The sequence below is a fragment of the Acuticoccus sp. genome (assembly GCF_965213555.1).
Classification (GTDB): domain Bacteria; phylum Pseudomonadota; class Alphaproteobacteria; order Rhizobiales; family Amorphaceae; genus Acuticoccus.
Genome location: NZ_OZ243890.1, coordinates 2146368 through 2169503 on the forward strand (window position 1 = coordinate 2146368; position 23136 = coordinate 2169503).

The 23136-nt window shown below is 71.6% G+C and carries 20 protein-coding genes and 1 pseudogene; 10 read left to right on the forward strand and 11 right to left on the reverse strand.

Annotated elements, in window-relative coordinates; translation table 11 throughout:
* Positions 1-171: 171 nt before the first annotated feature.
* Positions 172-1059: a 30S ribosomal protein S2 gene (gene rpsB / locus ACOOE8_RS10170; protein WP_420391365.1), complete on the reverse strand. Its 888-nt coding sequence runs from the start codon at positions 1057-1059 to the stop codon at positions 172-174.
* A 225-nt stretch (positions 1060-1284) separates the two neighbouring features.
* Here rpsB and ACOOE8_RS10175 point away from each other — a divergent pair, with 225 nt between their 5' ends.
* Positions 1285-1569 (forward strand): hypothetical protein, encoded by a 285-nt coding sequence (locus ACOOE8_RS10175; RefSeq protein WP_420391366.1) that lies wholly within the window; start codon positions 1285-1287, stop codon positions 1567-1569.
* A gap of 560 nt (positions 1570-2129) precedes the next feature.
* Here the strand turns inward: ACOOE8_RS10175 and ACOOE8_RS10180 are convergent.
* Together ACOOE8_RS10180 and ACOOE8_RS10185 are read right to left on the reverse strand one after the other, a co-directional pair.
* Positions 2130-2246, reverse strand: a pseudogene (locus ACOOE8_RS10180) (transposase); the annotation flags it as partial.
* 360 nt (positions 2247-2606) lie between these two features.
* Entirely contained in the window at positions 2607-4949 is a 2343-nt protein-coding gene (locus ACOOE8_RS10185; protein ID WP_420391367.1) for a hypothetical protein, read from the reverse strand.
* 174 nt (positions 4950-5123) lie between these two features.
* On the opposite strand from ACOOE8_RS10185, the gene ltnD reads away from it, so the two are divergent.
* Genes ltnD through ACOOE8_RS10200 form a run of 3 tightly spaced genes read left to right on the forward strand, consistent with a single transcriptional unit; the run spans position 5124 to position 8022 of the window.
* Positions 5124-6032: an L-threonate dehydrogenase gene (gene ltnD / locus ACOOE8_RS10190; RefSeq protein ID WP_420391368.1), complete on the forward strand. Its 909-nt coding sequence runs from the start codon at positions 5124-5126 to the stop codon at positions 6030-6032.
* Positions 6029-7273 carry a 3-oxo-tetronate kinase gene (gene otnK / locus ACOOE8_RS10195; RefSeq protein WP_420391369.1) on the forward strand — a complete coding sequence of 415 codons (1245 nt, stop codon included), beginning with the start codon at positions 6029-6031 and terminating at the stop codon, positions 7271-7273. Before ltnD ends, otnK begins: the two co-directional genes overlap by 4 nt.
* The gene (locus ACOOE8_RS10200; RefSeq protein WP_420391370.1) at positions 7270-8022 is read left to right on the forward strand and encodes a hydroxypyruvate isomerase family protein; all 753 of its coding nucleotides are present in this window, start codon (positions 7270-7272) and stop codon (positions 8020-8022) included. The genes otnK and ACOOE8_RS10200 overlap by 4 nt, the downstream gene beginning before the upstream one ends.
* Here ACOOE8_RS10200 and ACOOE8_RS10205 read toward each other — a convergent pair.
* A complete protein-coding gene (locus ACOOE8_RS10205; RefSeq protein WP_420391371.1) occupies positions 8012-8941 on the reverse strand; it encodes a DMT family transporter in 930 nt (309 codons plus the stop codon). The genes ACOOE8_RS10200 and ACOOE8_RS10205 overlap by 11 nt on opposite strands.
* 178 nt (positions 8942-9119) lie before the next feature.
* Between ACOOE8_RS10205 and ACOOE8_RS10210 the strand changes: the two genes are divergently transcribed.
* The 4 genes from ACOOE8_RS10210 to ACOOE8_RS10225 all read left to right on the forward strand — a co-directional run bounded on the left by ACOOE8_RS10210 (position 9120) and on the right by ACOOE8_RS10225 (position 14154).
* A complete protein-coding gene (locus ACOOE8_RS10210; protein ID WP_420391372.1) occupies positions 9120-10409 on the forward strand; it encodes an adenylosuccinate synthase in 1290 nt (429 codons plus the stop codon).
* Between the two features lie 36 nt (positions 10410-10445).
* Positions 10446-12257 carry a hypothetical protein gene (locus tag ACOOE8_RS10215; RefSeq protein ID WP_420391373.1) on the forward strand — a complete coding sequence of 604 codons (1812 nt, stop codon included), beginning with the start codon at positions 10446-10448 and terminating at the stop codon, positions 12255-12257.
* Between the two features lie 86 nt (positions 12258-12343).
* A complete protein-coding gene (locus ACOOE8_RS10220) occupies positions 12344-13159 on the forward strand; it encodes an ABC transporter permease (RefSeq protein WP_420391374.1) in 816 nt (271 codons plus the stop codon).
* A gap of 53 nt (positions 13160-13212) precedes the next feature.
* The gene (locus ACOOE8_RS10225) at positions 13213-14154 is read left to right on the forward strand and encodes an ABC transporter substrate-binding protein (protein ID WP_420391375.1); all 942 of its coding nucleotides are present in this window, start codon (positions 13213-13215) and stop codon (positions 14152-14154) included.
* Here the strand turns inward: ACOOE8_RS10225 and ACOOE8_RS10230 are convergent.
* On the reverse strand, positions 14151-14717 hold the full coding sequence (locus ACOOE8_RS10230) for a peroxiredoxin-like family protein (RefSeq protein WP_420391376.1): 567 nt from the start codon (positions 14715-14717) through the stop codon (positions 14151-14153). The genes ACOOE8_RS10225 and ACOOE8_RS10230 overlap by 4 nt on opposite strands.
* A 178-nt stretch (positions 14718-14895) precedes the next feature.
* On the opposite strand from ACOOE8_RS10230, the gene ACOOE8_RS10235 reads away from it, so the two are divergent.
* Entirely contained in the window at positions 14896-15531 is a 636-nt protein-coding gene (locus ACOOE8_RS10235) for a peroxiredoxin (RefSeq protein ID WP_420391377.1), read from the forward strand.
* Positions 15532-15618: 87 nt separating this feature from the next.
* Here the strand turns inward: ACOOE8_RS10235 and ACOOE8_RS10240 are convergent, their stop codons facing one another.
* The 3 genes from ACOOE8_RS10240 to ACOOE8_RS10250 form a co-directional block, all read right to left on the reverse strand.
* On the reverse strand, positions 15619-16476 hold the full coding sequence (locus tag ACOOE8_RS10240) for a class I SAM-dependent methyltransferase (protein ID WP_420391378.1): 858 nt from the start codon (positions 16474-16476) through the stop codon (positions 15619-15621).
* Between the two features lie 528 nt (positions 16477-17004).
* Entirely contained in the window at positions 17005-17910 is a 906-nt protein-coding gene (gene rpoH, locus ACOOE8_RS10245) for an RNA polymerase sigma factor RpoH (protein WP_420394679.1), read from the reverse strand.
* Positions 17911-18115: 205 nt separating this feature from the next.
* Positions 18116-19129: an RluA family pseudouridine synthase gene (locus tag ACOOE8_RS10250; protein ID WP_420391379.1), complete on the reverse strand. Its 1014-nt coding sequence runs from the start codon at positions 19127-19129 to the stop codon at positions 18116-18118.
* Here ACOOE8_RS10250 and ACOOE8_RS10255 point away from each other — a divergent pair.
* On the forward strand, positions 19116-19481 hold the full coding sequence (locus ACOOE8_RS10255) for a hypothetical protein (protein WP_420391380.1): 366 nt from the start codon (positions 19116-19118) through the stop codon (positions 19479-19481). The two genes, ACOOE8_RS10250 and ACOOE8_RS10255, sit on opposite strands and share 14 nt — an antisense overlap.
* A 10-nt stretch (positions 19482-19491) precedes the next feature.
* Here the strand turns inward: ACOOE8_RS10255 and ACOOE8_RS10260 are convergent, their stop codons facing one another.
* The 3 genes from ACOOE8_RS10260 to xseA form a co-directional block, all read right to left on the reverse strand.
* Entirely contained in the window at positions 19492-20172 is a 681-nt protein-coding gene (locus tag ACOOE8_RS10260) for a L,D-transpeptidase family protein (RefSeq protein WP_420391381.1), read from the reverse strand.
* A gap of 186 nt (positions 20173-20358) precedes the next feature.
* Positions 20359-21519 (reverse strand): acyl-CoA dehydrogenase family protein, encoded by a 1161-nt coding sequence (locus ACOOE8_RS10265; RefSeq protein ID WP_420391382.1) that lies wholly within the window; start codon positions 21517-21519, stop codon positions 20359-20361.
* A gap of 22 nt (positions 21520-21541) precedes the next feature.
* Positions 21542-23122, reverse strand: coding sequence for an exodeoxyribonuclease VII large subunit (gene xseA / locus ACOOE8_RS10270; RefSeq protein WP_420391383.1), 1581 nt, complete (start codon positions 23120-23122; stop codon positions 21542-21544).
* Positions 23123-23136 lie beyond the last annotated feature (14 nt).

Consider the following 23136-nt stretch of genomic DNA (forward strand, 5'->3'; position numbering starts at 1 on the left):
GCGACGCCGCCGACAGGGATGGGGCCGGCCGGGCCCGCGTCGGGGCGGTCTCATCCGTCGTCATGGGTCCGCTCCTTTGGTCGGGTGACCGGGCGGACGCTTGTTGCGGGCGCGGTCACCGATGCTTGCGGGCGGCCGAGGCGCGCCCGCAGCAGGTGCCGCGTCGCGCGCCTAGGCGGGCTGGTTCTCCGGCTGGCCGGCAGCAGCCTGCTCACCCTCGACGTCGCCGGGTGCGGGCTGCATCAGGTCCTCCACCGAGGCGCCCTCCGCGGGCGCCTCCTCGCCGGCGATGGGATCGGCGGCCTCCTCGGCGAGGGCGGGCTCGTAGGGCCCGTCCTCCGAGGCGCCGACGTCGTAGCCGGTCTCGCCCTGCGAGCGCAGCAGCCCATCGAGCGCCGCGCGGGCGACGAGGTCGCAGTACAGCGTGATGGCGCGCGCTGCATCGTCGTTGCCGGGGATCGGGTGGGTGATCCCGTCGGGGTCGCAGTTGGTGTCGAGGATGGCGACGATGGGGATGTTCAGCCGCCGCGCCTCCTGGATGGCGATGGCCTCGCGGTTGGTGTCGATGACGAACACGATGTCGGGGGTGCCGCCCATCGACTTGATGCCGCCGAGGTTGCGCTCGAGCTTCGCGCGCTCGCGGTCGAGGTTGAGCCGCTCCTTCTTGGTGAGGCCCTGTGCCTCGCCATCCATCATCTCCTCGAGCCCGTTGAGCCGACGGATGGAGTGCGAGATCGTCTTCCAGTTGGTCAGCATGCCGCCGAGCCAGCGCGCGTTGACGTAGTACTGCGCGCACTCCGCCGCCGACGTCGCCACCGCCTCTTGTGCCTGCCGCTTGGTGCCGACGATCAGGAGCCGTCCGCCCTTGGCGACGGTGTCCGACACCGCCTTCAGCGCCTGGTGCAGCAGCGGCACCGTCTGGGCGAGGTCGAGGATGTGGATGTTGTTGCGGGCACCGAAGATGTAGTCCGCCATCTTCGGGTTCCAGCGGTGCGTCTGGTGGCCGAAGTGGACGCCAGCTTCGAGTAGCTGACGCATCGTGAAGTCGGGAAGGGCCATGGTTGTCCTGTCCGGTTGTGCCGCCGCGAGCGGGGCCTAGTCGCAACCAGGCACCGGAGGATCGCTCGCGTGTGAGATCGCGCCGATATATCCGGGCGAAGGCTCGCTCGCAAGCACCAGCCGGTCGCCCCGATGGCGACCGGGGCAGCGGTTGAACGCTCACGATCCGTGGAACATGCGCCGTCGCGCGGCTTTGCCCTAGCATCACTCGAAAGGGAATACGTCATGCGTAGACAACTTATCGCAGCCACCGCTGCGGTCGGACTGATGACGTCCGCCGCCGCGTTCGCGCAGACCGTCGAGGTCGAGGAGGACGAGGGTGTCCTCGAGGAGACGGGCGAGGCCGTCGGCACGGCGGTCGGCGAGACCGCGGAGGCGACCGGGGAGGCCGTCGAGGAGACCGGAGAGGTCGCGGCCGAGACCGCCGATGCGGCCGAGGACGCCGCCGCCGACGACGAGGAGATCGAGGTCGAAGGCGATGAGGAGGTCGAGGTTCGCGTCAACAACTGACGTCTCGACCCGCCGACGCGAGGGGAACCGGCTGGCGGGCAAGGCCGTCGTCGTTTCCGCAGCGTCGCGAACGGGACGCGGCGTCCTGCATCACGTTGCCGAAGTCCGACGCCCGTCGGCGCGTGAGGGCCGTCCGACACCCGCCACCAACATGGCGAAACCCTTGCCTTGCGCGCCGGGCGCTTTGCGGTCCTCAAGCGGTCTCCTTAGGGTTCGTTGGAACTGCCAACTCCAAGAAGACCGTACTGGATCAACGCGCTGGAGCATCTGACCCGGGTCTTAGGCGACCCAGGATGCCCTGGGCTGCGGACCCCATCAGCACCACCACATGATCAGCATGGCGAGGCGACGGCGGGGGCGTAGTTGGCGCTGGGACGATCGTACCGGGTCGCGCCGCGCCGCCAGTCCTCCCGATGGCCGATCGTGCGCTCGATGCTGCGGCCCCGCCTGCACGGCGTCTCGTCGAGAGGGTGATAAGTTTGCAGGTCGGATGGCTTGGGATGACCGGCAAGGGTCCACGTTCGATCACGGTTCGACGCAGCTTATGATCAGCGTGGGCCGGCCGGCAGGTCTTTCCAGCGGCAGCCGCTCCTCAGCACATGAATGATCCCTGAGATCACGAACCGGTCGTCCACGCACCGCGCACCCGGCGGGTTCGTCGGCAAGTGCGGCTCGATCGCGGCCCACGGGCGATCGCTCGCCGCAAGCTCATTTGCCGCAACGCTTCCCCAACACGCGCCGCTGACGCGGCATGATGCGACGAGGCCCGTAGAGGGTTGGTTGGGGCCGCAGCCCAGGCCAAGCCCGCCGCGCGAGCGTCCCATCGCGGCGCTGAACCACCGGCCGCTGCGCATCCGTCGGTTCCGCTCGTTCGGCCACGATCTCGCCTGCCCACCCACTTCAGGCAGATGGGTCGGGTCTCGTTGGCTTCCGGTCATTGGGGCATGGCCCAGTCTCGTCCGCCGGCGGACCACCTCGGGCTCGCCAGCCCGCACGACGCGGCGGGACGCCGGCGCGTGGCCGGCGTCCCGGTGCCATCACTGGCGCTCGAGCGTTACGCCGTTCAGCGCGATGCAGGACCCCTGGTAGCTTCGCAGCGTGAGCGAGCCGTCCTCCAGCGACGCCCGGCACGTCAGCGGAAACGCGTCCGCGTCCTCACCACGCACGTCGGTCATGCGCAGGAGGCCGTCCCGGAAGGAGTAGTTGCCGACGAGCTCGCCGCTGCCCTCGATGGCGAGGCCGAAGCGGCCGGCCGCGAAGGCGGCGCGCAGCGCGTCGTTGGCGAACGCTCCGCTCAGCTCCGGAGAGGCAGCATGCGGAGCCTCGACCGGCGCGGATGCGACCTCGCTGGCCGACACCTCCTCGGCAGCTGGCGCGTCGGCGGACGCGGCGACGGGGGTCGAGGCCGCATCGGCGGCTGCAGTTTCGCCCTCGTCCTGCTCGAGAGTCACTCCGTTCAGCGCGACGCACGAACCCTGGTAGCGGCGCAGCTCGAGCGTGCCGCCTTCGAGCGTCGCCCGGCACGTCATCGGGAACGCCGCGGCGGCACCGCCCTCGACGCCGCTCATCCGCAGGAGCCCGTCCCGGAAGGTGAAGTCGCCGGTGACCTCGTCCCCCCCGTCGACGGCGAGGCCGAACCGGCCGTCCCGGAAGGTGGCGCGCAGCCGCTCGCTGGAGAACGACCCGGAAAGCTCGGGCGACGGCTCACCACGGTCCGCCGCCGCGGAGGGGCGCACCATGGTCACGTTCGTCTCATCCTCGGCTGCCGCCTCGTCCGCGGAGGGCCGAACCAAGGTGACGTTGTCCTGTGCGTCCTCAGCGGCCTGCGCAGCCGCGGCCTCGCGACCGGCAGCTGCCGAGGCCTCGGCGCCCTGCGACGCCTCCTCCGGCTCGCCGCCGTCCCCATCGGCGGTCAGCTCGTTGCGCAGGACGTCGATGGACGCGATCAGCGCGTCACGGCTCTCCTCGATCCGGCCGACCGCGGCGGTGAGCGCGCTGTTGCGCGTCTCGAGGTTGGCCACGGTGCGCGCCAGCGCCTGGCGCCGCTCGCCAAGCTCGGCGACCTCAGCACGAACGGCGGCGAGGTCGGCCTGCGCGTCTTCCGCGGAGATCGGCCGTCCCTCCAGGCGATCCTCCAGCTCGGCGTTCCTCTCCTCGAGCCTCGCGGTGTCCTCCTCACGGGTGCGGCGCTGCTCGGTGAGCTGCGCCACCTCCTGCTCCAGCCGCGACTGGCGCTGCTCCGCTTGCTGCGCGGTGCGTTCGAGCTCCTCGTTGCGCGCCGTCAGCGTTTCGATCTCCCCCTGCAGCGCGTCGCGGCGATCCTGGAGGCCGCGCACCTCCTCCTGCAGCGTCGCCTGGCGCTCCGATGCCTCCGCGGCGGCAGCCTCCAAGCGCTGGTTCTCCCGCTGCAGCGTGGACTGACGCTGGGCCGCCTCTCCTGCAGCATTCCTCAGGCGCTGGTTCTCCTGCTCGAGGGCAGCGACCTCGGTGTTCAGCGTCTGCCGCTGGTCGGCGAGCCGATTGACCTCGGTCTCCAGCGTCGACTGGCGCGCCTCCGCGGCGGCAATCTCCGCCTGTGCACCGCCGAGGGCCTCGCGCGAGTCCTCGATCTCGCGCAGCAGCGCCTCGTTCTGGTCGGTCAGCGTGGTGATCTCCACCTCGAGCTGCTCGCGCGTGCTGGTGAGCTCCTCGAGCTCGGAACGGACCGCGCCGAGGGTCTCGCGAACGTCCTCTACCTCCATGCGACGGCCCTGGAGACGCTCCTCCGCCTCGAGGAGGCTCTGGGTGAGCGCGTCACCCTGCTGCTCCAGCGTGCCGACGGTGCTCGTCAGCTCCTCCCGGTTCGCCTCGAGCTGGCCGACGTTGGCCTGCACCTGCTCGAGCCGTGATTCAGCCTCGGCGGCGGCGTCCTCGACGGTGGCGAGCTCGCCGCGCAGGGCCGCCAGCCGCTCCTCCGCGAGGTTGCGCTCCTCGGTAAGGTTGGCGAGCTCGTCGCGCGCGGCCTGCGTCTCCTGCTGGCTGCGCGTCCCGGCGGCCTGCAACGCGGCCTCGGCCTCCTGCCGCCGAGCCTCGGCCTCCTGCGCGGCCGCCTCGGCCTCCTCGCGGCGGCGCTCGGCGTCCCCAGCGGCGGTCTCCACCTCCAGCAACGAGCCGGACGCGGTGCTGAGAGCGGTCAGCTCCTCCTCCAGCGACTGCTGGCTACCGGTCAGCTCCTGGAGGAGCGTGGTGAGGCGGTCGCGCTCCTGCGATCCCTCGTTGAGCAACACGGTAAGCTCGTCACGCTCGCGCGAGCCTTGGACGGCGGACGTGATCGCCGCCGCGATCGCGAGCAGCGCGATCACCGACACGACGATGAACAGCGGTTGGCGCAACACGTTCATGGAGCTCTCCTGCTGGCCGCGGACCATGTGCACTAAACTGGTCCTCGTGTCCCAGCTGTCAGCCTCAAATCACCGGAGATGGCAAGATGGGCGCTCGTCCCGAGCGCGCAGCCCCCTTGCTCCGGCTGGAGGTCGGCTGCGTGACCCCCTAGACTGCGCGAGGGAGGACCGTGGATGGACAACGACAGGATCGCCTTCGTCGGGCTCGGCGCGATGGGGCTCGGCATGGCGAAGGTGCTCGTCCGCTCGGGCTTCAGGGTATGCGGCTTCGACGCCGACGAGGCGCGCGAGCAGGAGTTCGCCGGCAGCTCCGGTGTGCCTGCCGACCCCGGTTCGGTCACCGGCGTCGCGGCGGCGGTGCTGTCGGTGGTCAATGCCGAGCAGGTTGAGGGGATCCTCTTCGGGGACGGACGGTTCGGTCCGGGGGGCCTCGCTGGCGCCCTCGCCGAGGGCGCGGTGGTGGTCAACACGGTGACCGTGCCGCCCTCCTTCGCCGAGCGGACCGCCGCGCGGGTCGGCGCGGACCGCTACCTCGACGCGCCGGTGTCCGGAGGGACCAAGCGAGCCGCGGAGGGGGCGCTCTCGATCCTGGCGTCCGGCACTCCGGAAGCCTTCCGCCGCGCCGAGCCGGTGCTCGAGGCGATGGCGCAGACCGTCTACCGGCTGGGCGAGGAGGCCGGCCGGGGCTCAGCCATGAAGGCCGTCAACCAGCTCCTCGCTGGCGTGCACATCGTCGCGGCGGCCGAGGCGATCACCTTCGGCATGCGCCAGGGCCTCGACCCGGGACAGATCGTCGACGTGATCGGCGAGTGCGCCGGCAACTCCTGGATGCTGCAGAACCGCGGACGGCACATCGTCGAGGGCGACTGGACGCCGCTGTCGGCGGTGGAGATCTTCGTCAAGGACATGGGCCTCGTGTCGGACATCGCGCGGGAGGCCCGCTTCGGGGCGCCCATGTCGGCGGTGGCGCTGCAGATGTTCCTGGCCGCGTCGGGCTCGGGCCACGCGCGCGAGATGGACGCAGCGGTGGCGAAGGTCTACGCGCGCCAGTCGGGCCTCGCCCTGCCGGGGGACGCGGCGTGATCCTCGGCGCCATCGGCGACGACTTCACCGGCTCGTCCGACCTCGGGCTCATGCTCGCGGACGGCGGGATGCGAACCGTGCAGTACGTCGGCGTCCCCTCGGGTCCGGCGGACGGCGAGGTGGAGGCCGGTGTCGTCGCGCTGAAGTCGCGCTCCATCGCCCCCGAAGAGGCGGTGCGCCAGTCCCTCGCCGCACTCGAGTGGCTGCGCGCAGCGGGGTGCCAGCAGGTCCTGTTCAAGATCTGCTCGACGTTCGACTCCACTCCGCGCGGCAACATCGGCCCCGTCGCCGAGGCGCTGATCGACGCGCTCGGGACGAGGGACCCCGTCGTCGTCTGCCCGGTGTTCCCGGCGACGGGGCGCACGCTCTACATGGGTCACCTCTTCGTGGACGATGCGCTCCTGTCGGAGTCCGGCCTGCAGAACCATCCCATCAACCCAATGACCGACCCCGACATCCGCCGTTGGCTCGACCGCCAGAGCCGCGGCGAGGTCGGCCATGTGCGCCTTGCGACGGTCCGACAAGGCGCCGCAGCGTGCCGTGAGGCGCTGATCGCCGAGCGCGATGCTGGCCGCCAGCTCGCCGTGGTCGACGCCATCGACGACGACGACCTCACGGTGATCGCGGACGCTGCCGAGGGGTTCGACCTCATCGTTGGAGGCTCGGGCGTCGCCCTCGGACTGCCCGCGCTCTACCGCCGCGCCGGGCTGATCGGCGAGAGCGCGGGCGCGTGGTCGGGGCTGCCCGGCAAGGCGGTGGCGCTGTCGGGCTCCTGCTCGAAGGCGACGCGGGGGCAGGTGCGCCTGCACGCCGAGGCAGGCCCGCAGCGCCGCATCGATCCCGATCGCCTCATGGGGGGCGAGGAGGCGGCCGACGAGCTCGCCGACTGGGCGATGGCGGCGGATGGGCTGCCCCTCATCACCTCCTCGGAGGACCCGGACGCCGTCGCCGCGGCGCAGGCGCGGCACGGTGCGGAGGCCCTGGCTGCCGCCCTCGAAGACCTGTTCGGGGCGACGGCGCAGGCGCTGGTCGCGCGCGGCGCTCAGCGCCTGATCGTCGCGGGGGGCGAGACCTCCGGCGCCGTCGTCACCGCGCTCGGCCTCGAGGCGCTCGAGATCGGGCCGAAGATCGACCCCGGCGTGCCGGCACTGCGCTCCGGCGACCTCGCCCTCGCGCTGAAGTCCGGCAACTTCGGCGCGCCGGACTTCTTCGCCAAGGCGATGCGGGTGATGGGCCCATGACCGCGCCCATCACGTTCTCCGCCAACCTCGGCTTCCTCTGGAAGGACCGGCCGTTCCTGGAGCGCATCGCCGCCGCGCGGGCCGCCGGCTTCCAGGCGGTGGAGTTCCACGACGATGCCCAGCGCGAGGATGCCGCCGCGGTGCGCGACGCCCTCGGGGGGATGACGGTGGTCGGCCTCAACGCGCGGATGGGTGAGGACGCCGGCGCGGCGCTGCCCGGCCGCGACGAGGCAGCGCGCGCCGACATCGCCGAGGCCATCGAGACGGCGCGTGCGGTGGGCGCGGGCGCCGTGCACGTCCTCTCCGGCATCACGGACGACGCCGGAGGCACCGACCGGCTCGTGGCGCGACTGACGGAGGCGGCGGACGCTGCGACCGACCTCGTCATGCTGATCGAGCCGCTGTGCCCCCAGGCGATGCCGGGCAGCTTCCTCACCACCGTGGAGCAGGCGGCCGACGTCCTCTCTCGCGTCGCGCGGCCGAACGCCAAGATCATGTTCGACTGCTTCCACGTGCAGCGCGCGGGCGGCGACGTCCTGGCGCGCTTCCGCACCCACGTCGGCGCCATCGGTCACGTGCAGATCGCCGGAGGGCTGACCCGGCAGGAGCCCGACCGCGGCGAGCTCGATTACCGCTTCCTGCTGCCTGCCTTCCGCGAGGCGGGCTACGACGGGCCGTTCGGCTGCGAGTACAACCCGGCCGGCACGGTCGAGGACGGCCTCTCGTGGATGCGCGAGCTCACCGCCTGAGCTGCGCGATGGCGATGCCTGAGAGGATGAGCGCCCAGCCGGCGGCGTGGTGCAACCCGACGGTCTCGCCGAGGAACGCGACGCCGGCCACCGAGCCGAACACGGGAATGAGGTGGAAGAACGGGCTCGCCCGGTTCGAGCCGATCAGCGCGATGGCGCGGTTGTAGCACAGGTAGGCGATCACCGCGGCGAAGATCGTCACGTAGGCGAGCGCCGCGAGCACCCGAGCATCGAACGATATCGGCGCGCCGCGCGCGATCTCGAAGAGGGTGAACGGGGCGAGCGCGACCTGCCCGACCAGGATCGTCGCGACGAGGAGCGACATGGGATGCACGCGCGGGGCGTCGCGCAGGAGCACGGTGTAGAACGCCCACACCCACTGGCCTGCGATGATGACGAGGTCGCCCTGGTTGAAGCTGAACGATGCCAGCACGGCGATCTGACCCTTGGAGAGCACCACAAGGGCGCCGAGCGACGCCGCCACGATGCCGAGGGCCTGGGGCAGGGTCAGTCGGTCGCGGTACACGACGTAGCCCGCCGCGGCGATCGTGATGGGGAAGATCGCGGCGAGCAGCGTGGCGTTCACCACCTGGGTGGTCTGGAGGCCGACGTAGACCAGCGTGTTGTAGATGCCGATCCCGAGCACGCCGAGGAGGACGACGGTGCGTGCCTTCGCCCTCAGCGCCGGCCAGTCCCGGCGCAAGTGGGGGTAGGTGATCGACAGCAGGATCAGGAAGGCGAGGGCCCATCGCACCTGCGCGAGGACGATGGGCGAGATCTCCCCAGCGATGGCCCGCGCCGAGACGAAGTTGCCGGACCACAGCACCATGGTGAGGACGAGGAGGGCGTATGGTGCCTCCGTCAGGGCGCCGAGGCGCGCGCGCCGGCCCGTTCCGTCCCGCGCGCCGGCGCTGGGCATCCTGATCCATCCTCACCGCGCACGTCGCGCGCTTGCCTTGGGATGCACCATTGGGCCAGAACCCGCGCACCGCCGCCAACCGCTCCCGTGGCCTGTCGCACGCCGGGATGCCGTTGGCCACGGGCTGCGCAAGCGAACGACGGGCGGCGCCCGCTCGAGAGGGGACACGACCGACACGATGGGCAGCGTTGTGGTTGTCGGCTCCCAGTGGGGCGACGAGGGCAAGGGAAAGATCGTCGACTGGCTGTCGGAGCGCGCCGACGTCATCGTGCGCTTCCAGGGCGGGCACAACGCCGGCCACACGCTGGTGATCGACGGCGTGACCTACAAGCTGTCGCTGCTGCCCTCGGGCGTCGTGCGGCCGGGCAAGGTGTCCGTCATCGGCAACGGCGTCGTCCTCGACCCTCAGGCGCTGCTCGCGGAGATCACGGCGGTGCGCGCGCACGGCGTCGAGGTGTCGCCGGCGACCTTGAAGGTGGCCGAGACGGTGCCGCTCATCCTGTCCGTCCACCGCGACCTCGACCGGCTGCGCGAGGCAGCGTCCGGCGCCGGCGCCATCGGCACGACGGGGCGCGGCATCGGCCCCGCCTACGAGGACAAGGTGGGTCGCCGCGCGGTGCGGCTCGCCGACATCACCGACGGCGAGGGGCTGCGCGCGCGCATCGACCGCCTCCTCGCGCACCACAACGCCCTGCGCATCGGCCTCGGCGCCGAGCCCGTCGCCGCCGGCACGATCGCCGACGAGCTCGAGGCGGCGCGGCCCGTCCTCGCCTACGCGGACGCCACGTGGCGCACCCTGCGCGAGGCTCGGCGCGCGGGACGCAACATCCTCTACGAGGGCGCGCAGGGCGCCATGCTCGACATCGACCACGGGACGTTCCCCTACGTCACCTCGTCGAACACGGTGGCGGGTCAGGCTGCGGCCGGAAGCGGCGTCGGTCCCACTTCCCTCGGCCGAACGCTCGGGATAACGAAGGCCTACACGACGCGGGTCGGCAACGGACCGTTCCCGACCGAGCAGGACAACGCGATCGGCGCACGGCTCGGCGAGCGCGGCGCGGAGTTCGGCACGGTGACCGGCCGCAAGCGGCGCTGCGGCTGGTTCGACGCCGTCCTGGTCCGCCAGGCGGTGGAGACCGGCGGGATCGACGGGCTCGCGCTCACCAAGCTCGACGTGCTCGACGGGCTCGACGAGCTCAAGATCTGCGTCGCCTACGATCTGGACGGTGCGCGGCTCGACCGTCTGCCTGCCGATGCGCTGCGGCAATCGAAGGTTCAGCCAGTGTACGAAACGGTCCCTGGCTGGTCCGGATCGACCCGGGGGGCGCGCTCTTGGAACGCGCTGCCGGCGGAGGCGGTCAAGTACGTGCGTCATGTCGAGGAGTTGGTCGGTGCGCGTGTCTCCATGTTGTCGACGAGCCCAGAACGAATTGATACGATACTTGTTGACGACCCTTTTCAAATTTAGTTCGAGGCCTTTGGGCAGAAAGGGCGTGTGGTCGCAATGACCGACTTCTACTCCGTGCTGCAGAAGGCGGTGCAGGCGCTTCCGGACGGGAGCGGGCCGCAGCGGCGGCAGGTGTACGAGAAGGCGCGCAAGGCGCTTCTGAAGCAGCTTCAGAGCTTCGACCCGCCGCTCTCGTCGGCGGACGTGACGGCGCAGCGCCTCGCCCTCGAGGACGCGATCCGCAAGATCGAGAACGAGATCGCGCGGGCGAACCGGACGCGGCGTGCGGTGCAGGGCGTCGTCCCTGGCGGGGCCGCAGCTCGCGACGCCGAGGAGCCGCGCGAGGGGGAGGCTGAGCGGGAGGCTCGCCGACGCGCCGAGGCGGAGCGCCGCCGCGCCGAGCGCGCGGAGATGCTGAAGACCGCGGTGTCCGACGAACTCTTCGCACCGCAGACCGGCCGCGCGGACGAGGCGGCGCTGCCCGCGCCCACCGCGGCCCCCGTCGCCTTCGAGCCCGCCCGGCCGCCGCAGACCGCGGTCGTCGACGACGTCTTTGAGGACGAAGAGCCGGACGACGTCGTCCATGCGGTGCCGGTGCGACGTGGCACGCCGCGCCGGGACGCGAGGGACGAGCCGGAGATCGACGAGGTCGAGTACGAGCCCGTCGAGGAGGATGCCTACGACGACGACCTCCTCGAGCCCGCGGCTGCGCAGGACGACCCCCGCGAGGACAGAAGGCGGCGCAAGGCCGAGGAGCGCCAGCTTCGCGCGGATCGCCGCGCCGAACGCTCCGACGAGCGCCGTCGCCGCCGCGCCGCTGCGGCGGGTTCGCCCGCTCTGGACGGCCGGCGGCGGTCCGTCGCCGCCCGCAGCGCGCTGTCCGTCGCGGTCCTCGTGCTCCTCGTCGGCGCATCTTACGCGGCCTACACGCAGCGTGAACGCCTCGTCGCGGTGCTCGACGGGATCGCAGAGCCGGGCGTCGAAGAGGTACGGGACCCAGTGCCGTCGGCCGGGCCCGCACTTGCCCGGAAGGACGAGGAGCGGCTGCTTTCCGAGGAGGACACGCGCACGGTCGCCACGACACCGATCCGCATCGGGGCCGTCGCCGAGGGCACGGCTGACGCAGCGACGAGCGGCGTGGCGGGAGCGGCCCCAGGCGAGGCCGAAGCGGAGCGCACCGTTAGCGAGGCTCCTGCCGCCTTCGGGCCGCAGGAGGCGACCGAGCCGGCTGAGGAGCGCGTCGCCGCGGTCGATCCGCAGCCGACCGCGACGGACGCGGCGTCCGCACGTCCGGCGGAGGCGATCCCCGACATCGTCAGCGAGGGCACGCAGCGTGCCGTCCTCTACGAGGAGGCATCGGAGTCCGGCCAGCAGGGCTCGGCGCTTCCTGGCACGGTGGAGTGGGCGATGGTGCGCCAGTCCGTCGGCGGCGGCGAAGACGAGGAGCCGGTGGTGCGCGCCAACGCCGCCATCGGCGAGCGTGCCATGAACGCGACGCTCCTCATCCGCGAGAACCGGGACCCCGGGCTGCCGGCGAGCCACCTCATCGAGATCGAGTTCGACGTGCCGGACTCCTTCGAGGGCGGGGGCGTCAAGAACGTGCCGGGCATCATCATGAAGGAGCGCGAGTCGGCGCGGGGCGAGGCGCTGCGCGGCGCCGCTGCGCGCGTGTCGTCCGGCCTGTTCTGGATCGCACTGAGCGAGGACGAAGCCGACCGGGCGCACAACCTCGAGCTCCTCTCCTCGCGCGACTGGATCGACATCCCGATCCTCTACGAGTCCGGCCGCCGCGCCATCCTTACGCTCCGCAAGGGCAACGACGGCCTGCGCTCGGTCAACGCCGCCATCGAGGAATGGACGTCGGGCTGAGGCCCGAACCAAAGGACCGTCGCGGTGACCGTGTCGCAGCGCCGGACGGGGGAACGCTCCGGTCGGACGGGGGAACGCTCCGGTCGGTGGGCGACGAGCACCTCCGGCTCGGCTCGCTGCAGCATGGGTCCCGTGCCACGCGCCTGCGGTCGCTCGGCGGCGTCGTCCTTATGGGAGCTCGGGCGCTTGCCGCCATCTTGCTGGTCGTCCTCGTCTGGTGGGCGCTGGTCGCCGTCCTGCGTCCCCCGCGCTACGTCTTTCCGAGCCCGCTCGACGTCGCCGAGGCCTACGCGTCCCAGGGGGCGATGCTCCTGCGCAACGCCGGGATCACGGCGCTGGAGATCCTGCTCGGCCTCGGCGTAGGCGTTTCGGCCGGGGTCCTCACCGCCCTCGTCGTCGCCGCGACGCCGCTGGCGCGACGGCTCGTCCTGCCCGTCGTCGTCGCCACGCAGGCGCTGCCGGTGTTCGCCATCGCGCCGCTCCTCGTCGTCTGGCTCGGCTACGGCATCGCCTCGAAGGTCGCGATGGCGGCCCTCATCATCTACTTCCCCGTTGCGACCGCCTACGCCGAGGCGATGACCCGGGTCGACCCCCGCCTCCTCGACCTCGCGCGGCTCGCCGGAGCCGGCCGCTTCGGCCTCCTGTGGCGCATCCGCGCGCCGGGTGGGCTGCCGGGGCTCGCAGCCGGCGTGAAGGTCGCCGCGACCGTCGCGCCCATCGGGGCCGTCGTCGGCGAGTGGGTCGGCGCCTCCGCCGGCCTCGGCTTCGTCATGGTGAACGCCAACGCGCGCTCGCAGACCGGCACGGTGTTCGCCGCGCTCTTCCTCCTCGCGCTCCTCGCCCTCGGTACCCGCGCGCTCGCCGACCGGCTGGTCGAGCGCCTGCTGTGGCGCGACGGATGACCCTTGCCTCACCGGGTGGCGCGGATAGAACGAGGCGAACGGGGGTCCCCACGATGCGCCGCACCATCCTTGCAGTCGCCCTCGCGCTCTCCGTCTTGCCCGCCTGGGCGCAGGACCGTCTCACGGTGTTGGCGGACTGGTTCATCAACCCGGACCATGCCCCCATCATCATCGCACAGGCTCGAGGCGAGTTCGCTGCCCGCGGCCTCGAGGTGGACCTCATCGCCCCGGCGGATCCGGCCGCACCGCCGCGCCTCGTCGCCGCCGGGGAGGGCGACGTCGCGATCACCTACCAGCCGAGCCTCTACCAGCAGGTGAGCGAGGGGCTGCCGGTGGCGCGGATCGGTACCCTCGTCGGCTCGCCGCTCAACGCCCTCGTCGCGCTGGCCGACGGGCCCATCGAGGCGCTCGACGACCTGTCCGGGCGAACCGTCGGCTACTCGGTCGGCGGGTTCGAGGACGCGCTGCTCGGCCGCATGCTCGCGAGCGTCGGCCTCGACCTCGACGACGTGACACTGGTCAACGTCAACTTCGCGCTGACGCCGGCGCTGCTGTCGGGCCGGGTCGACGCGGTGATCGGCGCGTTCCGCAACTTCGAGCTTACGCAGATCGCCATCGAGGGCCGCGAGGGGCGCGCGTTCTTCCCCGAGGAGCACGGCGTCCCGTCCTACGAGGAGCTGATCTACATCGTCCGGGCGGACCGCGTGGACGAGCCGGTGTTCGCCCGCTTCATCGAGGCCGTCGCCGCGGCGACGACCTGGGCGCAGGCCCACCCCGACGAGGCGGAGGCGCTGTTCTTCGAGGCGCAGCCCGACCTCGACGACCGGCTGAACCGACAGGCGTTCACCGACACGCTCGACAAGTTCGCCGCCGACCCCGCTACGCTGGATGGCCAAGCGTACCGGGACTTCGCGACGTTCATGACGCAGGCCGGGCTGGTGGAGGACCTGCCCGACCTTTCGACCTATGCCATCGAGGTCGGCGTCGACGATTAGGCCGCTTCGGCTTCCCTCATCGCCATCACCTCGCCACGGCCCGGGTAGTTCTTCTCGACCACGAAGTCGATGGCGGGCAGGATGTCCTCGAACCGCGGCCGGGCGAACGGCATGGACTGCGTCGTCACGAAGTACAGCGTGCCATCCGGCCGGATCAGGAACAGCCCGGGTTCGGTGAACATCGCAGGCTCCTCGACGCCCACCGAGGTCTTGCCACGGCTCGTCGACACGTAGAGGCCCCAGCGACGTGCCTCGGCGAGGCTCACGGAGTGGCCGATCGTAAGGCGCGGCAGCCTCCAATCCGACTTCGCCTTCTCAGCCCTCTCAGCGGTGTCGGACGACAGGACCACCACGTCGACGCCGCGGCGGCCGAACTCGTCGAGCTGCTTCTCGAGGCTGCCGAGGTAGGTCTTGCAGATCGGGCAGTGCAGGCCGCGGTAGAACACCACGAGGGTGAACGGGTCGGCCTTGAGGTCGGAGCTGGTCCAGCGGCCGCCTTCGACGAGGTCGGCGGACAGCGGTGGCACCGGCTGGCGGGGGAACAGCGGTTGAAGGTCGGACATGAGAGCACCTCGTTCCAGTTCGTTTGATCGACACCGTAGTGCCGAGGGCAAGCAGGGTAGAGCCCTGCGGCGGACTCGACGAGGATAACAGGTGCCATGCCACGCGTTAAGCCTTGAACGCCGCCGCGTGCCGGCGCATCTAACGGCGACCGCAACCGCGGCCGCGAAGGAGCAACCCATGGCACTGCAGATCGGCGATACCGCGCCGGACTTCGAGGCGGACACGACCGAGGGCCGCATCCGCTTCCACGACTACATCGACGGGCATTGGGCCGTGCTGTTCTCCCACCCCAAGAACTTCACGCCCGTGTGCACCACCGAGCTCGGCGCGACGGCCAAGCTGAAGGACGAGTTCGAGCGACGTGGCGTCAAGGTCATCGGGCTGTCCGTGAGCCCGATGGACGACCACCCCAAGTGGGCTGCCGACATCGAGGAGACGCAGGGGGCGGCGCTCAACTTCCCGCTCATCGCCGACCCCGACCGCAAGGTCGCGACGCTCTACGAGATGATCCACCCGAACGCGAACGACTCGATGACCGTGCGGTCGGTGTTCGTCGTCGGACCGGACAAGAAGGTCAAGCTGTCGATGAACTACCCGGCCTCGACCGGGCGCAACTTCGACGAGATCCTGAGGGTGATCGACTCGTTGCAGCTCACCGCCGAGCACAAGGTGGCGACGCCGGTGAACTGGCGGCACGGCGATGACGTCATCATCGTGCCCGCCGTGTCGGACGAGGAGGCCAAGCAGACTTACCCGGACGGCTGGCGGGCGCCGCGGCCCTACCTGCGCATCGTCCCCCAGCCGCGATCCTAGAGCATTCTGGGTCTCCAGGACCCAGATAAGATGCTCTAGCTCCTTGATTTCTTGGGGTTAGGTGGTTCCACCTAACCCCAAACCGCTCTAGCCGCTGCCCGACAGGCGGAGGATCAGGAGGCTCTCACGGGCGCCGTCCGGCAGCGGGCGGCGCCCGATCCACGTTCGGGACACCGCCTCACCCAGCGCCGCCCGTGCGTAGGCCGACGCGAACACGACGCTGGCGCGTCCCTGCAGCAACGGCGCGACCGCGTTCTGCTCATTGTAAGTGCTGAACGGCCACTCGTCGGGGTAGGGCGCCGGCAGGAAGATGTCGTGCACCGCGAGCCAGGTGCCTGACGACAGCCGCGGGACGACGTGGTTCAGCACCACGTCCACGTCCGTCCCTGGCATGAGGACGTGGCTGGAATCCATCAGGACGAGGTCACCGGCGCGAAGCTCGGCGAACGGCGCGAGGCCGACGTCCTGCACCGTGCGACGCACGAGCGTTATCGGCAGGCCGGCGAGGTCGGCGCGCGGTTCGGGATCGATGGCGATGACGTCGGTGGCGAGCGCGCCGTCGCGCACCGCCCGGGCCATGAAGCGGGTCGAGTGGCCCGAGCCGACCTCGACGATCCTGCGTGGCGCCGCGGTGCGGACCAGGGCGTAGAGCGCGGCGGCATCGAGCCCTGGGAACCACGTTTGGTCGAAGCGGGGCTCCGGCGGCGGCCCGACGAGCGCTCGAAGGTCGTCGGTGAGCGCCTCAATGGCCGCAAGGTGCGCGGCGATCGCCGGGCGGGCGGCCTCAAAGGTCGCCTCCAACCCCTCGTAAGGTTGCCGGCTCCACGGGATGGCGGCGGACGCGTTGCGCAGGGGGATGAAGTAACCACGGCGGCGCAGTCCGAGGACGGTCTGCAGCCCAAACGACAGGGTCCGCCGCCGGGCACGGCTTAGAAGGGGGGGCACCAGCGCTTCATCGACCGGTGCGAGCGGCGGCGCAACCGGCTCGGCCGACAGCGCTCTCGAGCAGGGCGGCAGGAGCGGCGCGGTCCAGGCCTAGCCATGGCGTGCGGCGGCAAGGTGCGCCCGCGCGGCGTCGTCCCGCGACGGGTCCCATCGCCCGGGCGAACGCGTCCGCCGCGTGGCGGCGGGTACGGCGCTCCATTGGCGCGCGGACCGGCGACGAGCGCACCGGCGGACAGGGCGCCGTGGAACGTCGCGATGGCCACCCCTGCGGGTGGTTCCCGTTCGTCAGCGATCGCGGCGCACAGCGTTGCTCGCAGCCTGCAGCTGAGACGGATCCAGGTACGCCCGAGGCGAGGCTGGCCGAGGACTGCCCCGCCGTCGGCGAACGGCCCCTGCAGACGGCTCGATCATCGCGCTGGGGGACGAATGAGCGTGCGGCGTTCCGGCAGTCGCCGCACGGTCTCAAGGGCTCGCGGATCCCCCGAGCCTACGACGCGGGTCCCCCCGGCAGTCGACGTGACGAGCCTCTCACGCCGGCGCGGCCAGCCGCTCGACCGCGGGTCGCTCGAGCTGGTGCGCGGCCTGGACCACCGCCTTCTGCACCTTCTCGAACGCGCGCACCTCGATCTGGCGCACGCGCTCGCGGCTGACGCCGAACTCGGACGACAGCGCTTCGAGGGTCATCGGCTCCTCGGCGAGGCGGCGCTGCTCGAAGATGCGCTTCTCACGCTCATTCAGCACGCCCAGAGCGTCCTTCAGCAGCGCGCGGCGGTTGTCGAGCTCCTCGTTCTCGGCGAGCACCTCCTCCTGGGAGGTGGACTCGTCCACCAGCCAGTCCTGCCACTCGCCGGAGTCGGCCTCCTGGCGGATCGGCGCGTTGAGCGAGGAGTCCCCCGACAAGCGCCGGTTCATGGAGATCACGTCCTGCTCAGGAACGTTGAGCTTGGTCGCGATCGCGGTGACCTGGTCGGGCCTGAGGTCGCCGTCCTCCAACGCCTGGATGGAGCTCTTCACCTTGCGCAGGTTGAAGAACAGGCGCTTCTGGTTCGCCGTCGTCCCAAGCTTCACGAGGCTCCACGAGCGCAGGATGTACTCCTGGATCGCCGCCTTGATCCACCACATGGCGTAGGTGGCGAGGCGGAACCCCTTCTCCGGATCGAAGCGCTTGACGGCCTGCATCAGCCCGACGTTGCCCTCCGAGATCACCTCAGCGATGGGCAGGCCGTAGCCGCGATAACCCATGGCGATCTTGGCGACGAGGCGCAGGTGGCTGGTGACGAGCTTGTGCGCCGCGTCGGAGTCGTCATGCTCGAGGTACGCCTTGGCGAGCATGTACTCTTGCTGCGGCTCCAGCATGGGGAACTTGCGGATCTCGTCCAGGTAGCGCGACAGCCCGGCTTCCCCGGACGCGATCGCTGGCAGGCTCTGGGCCATCATCTCCCTCCTTCGTCGAGGACCACCCGCGGACGGCGTGGTCGCACCGCGGTCCGAAGCTCCGCGGGACCGCTTGAACTGGGTATGCAGCTCCGAGCTTACAAGGGTGTGGCATGGCTAAGGTGTTGACAAGTGACGATCCGTTCACGTTGCCGATACCAGCAGCCGACAATCGACCAACCCACCGCGCAACCCCTTCGAGGTGTCATGCCGTCGCGCGAAGGGAGTCGACGAGCGCTGCAAGGTCCGTCGGCAGGGGTGCTTCGAACGACATCGTGCGGCCGGTGGTGGGGTGCGCGAAGGACAGGTGCGCGGCGTGCAGCGCCTGGCGGTCGAGCGCGGCGAGGAGCTCGCGGGCGCCAGCAGCGAGGCGGTTCGCCTTGGTGGCGAACCCGGCGCCGTACAGCGGGTCCCCGAGCAGCGGGGTGCCCACGGACGCGAGGTGGACGCGGATCTGGTGGGTGCGGCCGGTCTCCAGCTCGAGCGACAGGTGCGTCGCGGGACCGAGCCGCGCGCGTGTGCGGTAGTGGGTGATGGACCGCTTGCCGCCGTCGCGCACCGCGAAGCGCTGGCGATCGGACGGATGGCGGCCGATGGGTCGGTCGATGGTCCCGTCCGGCGGGGCGGGCGTGCCCCACGCGAGGGCCTCGTAGCGCCGGCGCAGCGGTCCGGTGCGACCGTGATCGGCGAACTGCGCTGCGAGGCTTCCGTGCGCCGCGTCGGTCTTCGCGACCACCATCACGCCGGAGGTGTCCTTGTCGAGCCGATGGACGATGCCGGGGCGTGACACGCCGCCGATCCCCGACAGCGAGCCGGCGCAGTGCGCGATGAGCGCGTTGACGAGGGTGCCCGAGGCGTGCCCTGCGGCAGGGTGCACCACGAGCCCCGCCGACTTCACGAGGACGACGACGGCGGCGTCCTCGTGAAGGATGTCGAGGGGGATCGCCTGCGGCAGCGGCGTCGCGGGCTCCGGAGCCGGCACCTCGAGGACCACGGCGGCGCCCGGCGCCAGCCGCATCGACGGGTCGACGAGCGGCGCCCCGTTGAGTTGCGCGGCCCCCGATCGTATCAGCGCCTGAACCCGGGTGCGGCTGAGACCCGACGCCGCGGCGATGGCCGTGTCGGCCCGCCCGCCGTCGTCGATGGCAAGGCTCAGGCGTTCGCCGTAGACCCGCCCGTCGTCCGCCGACCCGTCAGGAGACAGCGTGCCATCAGTCACGGACGATGAGCCCGAGGAGCCGTTGGATCCCTCGGTGGAGCGGGTCAGGCGCAAGCTCGTGCGGCTCCTTGCGGTGTCGTTCGGCATCATGCTCTTGGGCTTCGCGGCCGTCGTCGTCACCGTGCTGTACCGCATCTCCCAGGATCGCGCGCCGACCGCGGTCACCCCCGTCACCACGGTCGAGATCGCCGTCGACCCCGCCGACGTCATCGCGGCGAGCGCGACGGATGGTCGGCTCGTCCTCACCATCGGCGGTGCGGCGCCGCGCGTCGAGGTGCGCCGGCTCGAGGACGGCGCGCTCACCCACCGGTTCGACCTCGCCGCGCCAGCCGGGCCAGCTGGCTCCCGTTAGGACGCGACGGTCACACCTCGGCGGTGCGGCCCTGGACGACCACCACCGGCGCGCCGACCCGCACCCGCTCGTACAGGTCGATGGCGTCGCGGTTCAGCATGCGGATGCAGCCCGACGACATCGCCTGCCCGATTGAGGCCGGCTCGTTGGTGCCGTGCAGCCGGTAGAGCGTGTCACGGCCGCCGTTGTAGAGGTACATCGCGCGCGCGCCGAGCGGGTTGTGCGGTCCGCCCTCCATGCCGCTCGCCCACTTGCGAAGCTGCGGCTCCCGGCGGATCATCGTCGCCGGCGGCGTCCAGGTCGGCCACTTCGCCTTGCGGCCGATCCGCGCCCGTCCGCCCCAGGCGAACCCTGCCCGACCGACGCCGATGCCGTACCTTATCGCCGTCTCCTGGTCCTGAATGAGGTAGAGGTGCCGGTTCGTGGTGTCGACGACGACGGTGCCGGGCCGGTAGCGGCCGGTGTGGTCGACGTACTGCCGGTGGAACTCCCTCGGGATGCGGGTCATGTCGACGCGCGGCAGCACGAAGGGCTCGTTCCCGGGCGTGCCGAGCTGCGGCACCGGTCGGTAGCCAAGGGTTGCCGCTTGGAACGACGCCCCACCGGCGATGCAGCCGGACAGCGCGGCAGCCGCCGTCGTGGTGCCGAGGATGCAGAACGTCCTTCGGCTCATGTGATCGAGTTTGGCCATGCCCTTCCGGTTCCCGTTGAGCCGCGGCAACGGCGTCGCAGGGCGACGTCGCACGCGCGGTTGGCGATGGGGACCTAACGCGTCGCCTCCGCCCTCAGGCTGGTGCATCGCAGGTTCATGACGGCGCTGCTGCCACGCAATCGCCGCAGTGTGTTCCAATTGCAACGACCGCGGCACCATGAGTGGTCAGGAGGCGAGGACGTCCCGCGCGATGATCATGCGCTGCACCTCGCTGGTGCCCTCGTAGATCGTCGTGATGCGCGCGTCGCGGGCGAAGCGCTCCACCGGGTGATCGACGAGGTAGCCCGCCCCACCGTGGAGCTGGAGCGCGACGTAGGTGGCACGCTGCGCCGCCTCGCTGGCATAGAGCTTGGCCATGGAGGCGGCGCGGCCGAACGGCTCGCCCGCCGCCTTTTTCGCGGCCGCCTGGAGGATGAGGAGGCGTGCGGCCTCGAGCTCGGTCTCCACGTCCGCGATCATCCACTGCGGCCCCTGCATGGCCGCGATGGGCTGGCCGAACTGGCGACGCTCCTTGGCGTAGGCGACTCCGGCGTCGATGGCGGCGCGGGCGATGCCGAGCGCGAGGGCGGCGATCCCGATGCGACCGCCGGCGAGCTCGCCCGCCGCGATGCGGAAGCCGCCGTCGAGCCGTCCGAGCAGCGCGTCGGCGGGCAGGCGGCAGTCCTCGAAGTGGACGGCGTTGGTCGCCGAGCCGTGCTGGCCGAGCTTCCTCTCCGCTGGGCCGATCACCAGGCCGTCGGCACCCGCGGGCACGAGGAAGCAGGAGATGCCGCGGCCCTTGCCCGCCTCCGGGTCGGTGACGGCCCAGACCACGAACAGGCCGGCGTACTCGGCGGACGTGATGTAGAGCTTGGCGCCGTTCAGCACCCACTCGTTGCCGTCCATGACGGCGCGCGTCGTCATCCCCGCGGGGTCGGATCCCGCGCCCGCCTCGGTCAGGCAGAACGCGCCGGCGCGGTAGGTGCCGTCGGCGAGGCGCGGAAGGTGGGCGCGCTTCTGCTCCTCCGACCCGACCGCAGCGATCACCTCGCCCACCATGTTGGTGACGGACACGGTGACGGCGGTGGAGCTGCACGCCCGCGCGAGCGCCTCGATGGCGAGGGCGAACGCGACGGGGCCGGCCTCGCTCCCACCGTAATGCGCCGGAACGTTGATCGCCATGAAGCCGTGGTCGGCGAGGCGCTTGAGGTTGGTGAGGAACGCCTGGCGCGCCTCAGGCTCGCGGCGGTCGAGGGGGCCGGCGTTCGCGGCGATGTGGTCGGTGGCGAGGCGCCTGGCGGCGTCGGCGATCAGGCGCGCGTCGTCGCTGACGAAGGGATCGCTCATCGCGGGCGGGGCCTCGGGCGCCTCAAAGGAGCAGCCCCTGAGCATCGTCGACCTTGCGCGAGCGGCGTGGCGACCGCGTCGCGGCGGCAGCGGGACGAGCGGGTGCCGAAGCCTCGGCGACGCGCACGCGCCCGTCGGCGAACTCGATCTGCAGCGCCTCGCCGGGCGCGACGTCGGCCGCCGCGCGCACGGGTTCGTCCGACGCGCGGCGGACCAGCGCGAAGCCGCGTTCCAGCACGGCCTGGTAGGACACCGCCGACAGCAGCTTGGCGGACGCTGCGACGCGCGTCACCGCGGCCGAAAGGGCGACAGCCATGGCGCGGTCACGGCGCGCGGCGAGGGTCACGAGCGAGCCGCGAGCCTCTGCGAGCGGCCGCGTCAGCAGGTGGGGCGACAGGCGCGCGGCGACACGGGCGGCGCCGGCGCGGCGCTCGGCGAGGGTGCCCTCGGCGACGCGGCCCAGCCGGCGTCCGGCCTCGGCCAGCCTGCTCGTCGCGCGCTCCAAGGGGCGATGGGCGATCGCCGGCGACAGGCGGCCGGCGACGGAGAGGTGGCGGCGTCGTGCATGCGCCGTCGCGCCGGTGAGCGCTCCCACGAGGCGGTCGCCGGACAGGTCGAGCCGCTGGCGCAGCGGTTGCAGCAGGACCACGCCGGTCGGGAGCCCGCGTCCGAGGTAGCGCAGCTGATCGGCGTGGCGGCGCAGCAAGGTCGTCGCCGCGGTGGCGAGGCGGTGCACGCGGTCGTCGAGCGTCGCCAGGCAGTCGACCCGCACGGGGACGATGCGCTCCGCCGCGCCCGTCGGCGTCGGCGCACGGTGGTCGGCCGCGTGGTCGATCAGCGTCCAGTCCGTCTCGTGCCCCACCGCCGAGACGATGGGGATCGGGGAGGCCGCGACCGCGCGCACCAGCGCCTCGTCGTTGTAGCCCCAGAGGTCCTCGACGCTGCCGCCACCGCGCGCGACGACGATGACGTCCGGCCTCGGCCCGCCGTAGTCCCCTGCGAAGCCGGTGACGGCGGCGGCGACCTCGGCGGCGCACGTCTCGCCCTGGACGCGGACCGGCCAGACGATGACGTGGGTCGGAAAGCGGTCGGCGATGCGGTGCAGGATGTCGCGAATCACCGCGCCGGTCGGCGAGGTGACGACGCCCACCACGCGCGGCATGAGGGGCAGCGGACGGCGCCGCGCCTCGTCGAACAACCCCTCGGCGGCGAGCCGCTGTCGCCGCTCCTCGAGGAGCTTCATCAGCGCCCCGATCCCCGCCGGCTCGAGCTGGTCCACCACGAGCTGGTAGGAGGACTTCTTGGCGAACGTGGACAGCCGCCCCGTCGCGATGACCTCCAGCCCCTCCTCGGGCTTCACGCCAAGCCGGGCCCACGCCGAGCGCCACACTACAGCGTCTAGGCAGGCGTCCGCGTCCTTCAGCGCGAAGTAGGCGTGGCCCGAGCCGTGTCGACCGCGGAAGTTGCCGATCTCCCCGCGCACGCGGACGTGGCCGAAGCCGTCCTCCACCGCGCGCTTCAACGCCTGCGACAGCTCCGAGACGGTGAACTCAGCCGCGTTGGTCCCCGGCGCGTCCTCGAACGTGGCGAAGGGAGCGTTCATCGCCCTACAATAGG